At 65.6% G+C, this 1,242-nt stretch carries 1 protein-coding gene; it reads left to right on the forward strand.

Going from position 1 to position 1,242, the window contains the following annotated elements:
* Positions 1 to 292: 292 nt before the first annotated feature.
* On the forward strand, positions 293 to 1,242 hold a 950-nt coding region (locus FVE25_RS53635; RefSeq protein ID WP_157255259.1), incomplete at its 3' end, for an SLC13 family permease.

Below are 1,242 nucleotides of genomic sequence, written 5' to 3' on the forward strand. Positions count from 1 at the left end.
GGCCCGCGGTGATCGATCGTCTGCGCCGACATGGCCCGCAGCACGCTGTCGGGCACGTTGGTCGGGCCGGGGATCTGCAGGAAGTGGCGGCCGGCGGGGTAACTCATCAGAACACACCCTCTCTTCCACTATACGGAAAAATATTCTCGCTATACGGAAGTTAAGCGTAGTCGATGGATCCTGAGAAGTCTTGACGCCCAATGTGAGCGAGGTCATACTCTCGCCAGGCGGAAGGAAGTTTTCACATTCCGGAAACCTTGGTGCAACCTCAAGACCGATGGAGTCCCCCCGCATGTCGGTGCAGGTCATAACGATCATCGTTCTAGCTGCAGTTTTCCTCGTCGCCACCGTCCTGCCCGTGCACATGGGGGCCTTGGCCTTCGTCGCCGCCTTCATGGTCGGCGCCTTCGTGCTGGGCGAGGGCAAGGACGACATCGTCGGGGGCTTCCCCGGCGACCTGTTCGTCATCCTCGTCGGGGTCACCTACCTGTTCGCCATGGCCAAAGCCAACGGCACGGTCGACTGGCTCGTCCAAGCCGCGGTACGGCTGGTCCGCGGCCGGATCGCGCTCATCCCGTGGATGATGTTCCTGGTCACCGCGCTGCTCACCGCCGTGGGCGCCGTCGTTCCCGCCGCGGTCGCCCTGACCGCGCCCGTCGGGATGGGCTTCGCCACCCGCTGCCGGATCAACCCCATGCTCATGGGCCTGCTCATCATCAACGGAGCCAGCGCGGGCGGCTTCTCGCCCATCAGCATCTTCGGCAGCATCGTCAACGGCGTCGTCACCCGCAACAACCTGCCGGGCGACCCCGGCCTGCTGTTCATCAGCACCTTCGCGTTCAACGTCGCGCTCTCGGCCCTGGTCTTCCTCATGTTCGGCGGCCGGGACCTGGTACGGCGAGGGAAGGAGCAGCCGAAGGAGCCGGAGATCCCGAGCGGGGGTGGTGGTGGCGGCACCGCCGTACTCGCTCCCGCAGGCACCGACCTGGTCGTGCTCAACAAGGAGCGCGTCCTCACCCTCACCGGCCTGATCATCCTGGCCGGCGGCGCCCTGTTCTTCGGCCTCGACGTCGGCTTCACCGCCATCACCGTCGCCGTCGTCCTCTCCCTCGTCTCCCCCAAGGGCGCCAAAGACGCCGTCGGCCAGATCGCCTGGCCCACCGTCCTGCTCATCTGCGGCATCGTCACCTACGTCAGCCTCATGGAACGCGTCGGCACCATCGACTTCCTCGGCGGCAAAGT

This window comes from Nonomuraea typhae (genome assembly GCF_009760925.1).
Classification (GTDB): domain Bacteria; phylum Actinomycetota; class Actinomycetes; order Streptosporangiales; family Streptosporangiaceae; genus Nonomuraea; species Nonomuraea typhae.